At 49.3% G+C, this 2,040-nt stretch carries 1 protein-coding gene; it reads right to left on the bottom strand.

Features of this window, described 5'->3' with window-relative positions; translation table 11 throughout:
• Positions 1–175: 175 nt before the first annotated feature.
• The coding region (locus KDK19_RS07995) for a hypothetical protein (RefSeq protein ID WP_257288770.1) at positions 176–2,040 on the bottom strand (1,865 nt) is incomplete at its 5' end.

A 2,040-nucleotide genomic window follows, 5' to 3' on the forward strand; every position in this document is an offset into this window, starting at 1 on the left:
CCTGACAGATAACAGACAGCAACAGTAGCAACCACAGCGGTGCCGTAAGAAGTGGGTATTGAATAATGCTTGCCTTGCATCCTGATTTACAGAGAGGGTTCACTTTTTTCGACCGGGACTTGCAGCCTACTGGTATTATTAGGATCCTGTTGTCTGGAGCCCCCGGTAACCACACTTATTTCACTTTACCCTTTTTCACTTTACCCTCTTTAGGGCGGAGTTCATTACCCTGAGCCACAAGAACAGCCATACGTTTTCGATGTCTTCTTTTGTGATCCGCCAGAGCTTGAGCATTCTTGCAGATCTTCCAGCATGGTCGCTCCTGACCATCCTCCCCGACCAATACCATGTCACAGACTTGTTCTCTGGTGTGGGCGATTCTTTTATGATTCGACAGGGCACGAGCATTACGACAGACCTTCCCGCATGGCTGATTCTTGCCATCCTCCCTGACCACATCACAGGTTCTCTGCCCGGTGTGACATACACTTCTGTGAGTTGAAAGAGATTGATCATTCTTGAAGACTTTCCCGCATGGCCGCGACTGGCCATCCTTCCCGACTACTGAGAGGTTACAGGTTTGTCCCCCGGTGTGAACGATTCTTTTGTGATTCGACAGGTCGCGAGCATTCTCGCAGACCCTCCCGCATGGCTGCGACTGGCCGTCCTCCCGGACCACGTTAACGTCACAGGTTTTTTGCCCAGTGTGAAGTTTGCCTTTGTGGGATAACAGAGCCAGATCATTCTTGAAGACTTTCCCGCATGACTGCGACTGACCATCCTTCCCGACTATTGTCAGGTTACAGGTTAGTTGCTCTCTGTGAAATTTGCCTTTGTGATCCGCCAGGGCTTTAGCACTCTTGCAGAGGTTCCCGCATGGCCGCTGCTGGCCATCCTCGCCGACCATGATCAGTTGACAAATTTGTTGCCCAGAGTGGATTCTTTTTTTGTGACTCCTCAGAGCGGGAGCATTCTTGCAGATCGTTCCGCATGGCCGTCGCTGACCATCCTCTCCGACCACGGTTATGTCACAGGTTTGTTGTTCAGAATGGTACCCGTTTTTGTGATTCGACAGGGCATGGGCATTCTTGCAGACCATTCCACATGGCCTTTGCTGACCATCTTTTCCAATCACTGTCCAGACACAGGTTTTTTGTCCAGAGTGGTATGCGTTTTTGTGAGTTGCCAGAGATTGAGCATTCTTGAAGACCTTCCTGCACGGCTGTTGCTTACCATCCTGCCCGACCACGATCACATTACAGGTTACCTTTTCGCAGTGGTATCCAATGTTGTGACTCGACAGGGCTTTTACTGTATCTGTCTGGAAAAGATCAGTTTGGCTCTGACTCAACTGGGATAATTCTGTGGTTTCATCAGCGGAGACAGCCAAACTTGAGGGTATTACCACTTCATGATTGAGAGGCCTGGTTGTGTCAGTGGTACAGGGTGCTCCTGCATTCGTTAAGTCTAAAAAATTAAAGTAATGGGTTGGATTGCTATCAATGTCATACGCCTCTGGATCCAATAGTTGTCCGGGATCGAATGGGTGTTGAATGTCAGCAAAATCATCCAATATTTCTAAAAGTGACTCTTGTTGGGAACATGCAGCGTTTACAAAATCATAACGACTTGAGCAGCTATAGCAGTATCCATGATACAAATGGGGGCATGAGCTTTCTCCGGGTGCTGCTCCCGATGGTCGGAATTGACAAACACCATAACAAGGATGGACGAAACAATTTAAACCCAAAGTATGTTGATGCTGTTCAGGGCCTCCGTTATTCCCGCCAGAGTCAGAATCCAGAAAGCGAGTGAAAAAGCCTATAGATTCGGGGAGGGCTTCGGAGGCTTCCTGCCCGGATGATTCTGATGGCTGCCCCTGTTGTTGGTCTCCTCCGGAGCCAAGCGCCATAGTGATGGCCGCTTGCAGGAGATCCTGACTCGTCTTCTGGAGTTCAATCGGGTTAAACGCCAGTGAACCGGGGTTCCAAAAGCTTTTTAAAAGCCAACCGACAGCAACAACCGCTTCTAAAGGTATCC

Source organism: Endozoicomonas sp. ONNA1 (assembly GCF_024606325.1).
Lineage (GTDB): Bacteria > Pseudomonadota > Gammaproteobacteria > Pseudomonadales > Endozoicomonadaceae > Endozoicomonas_A.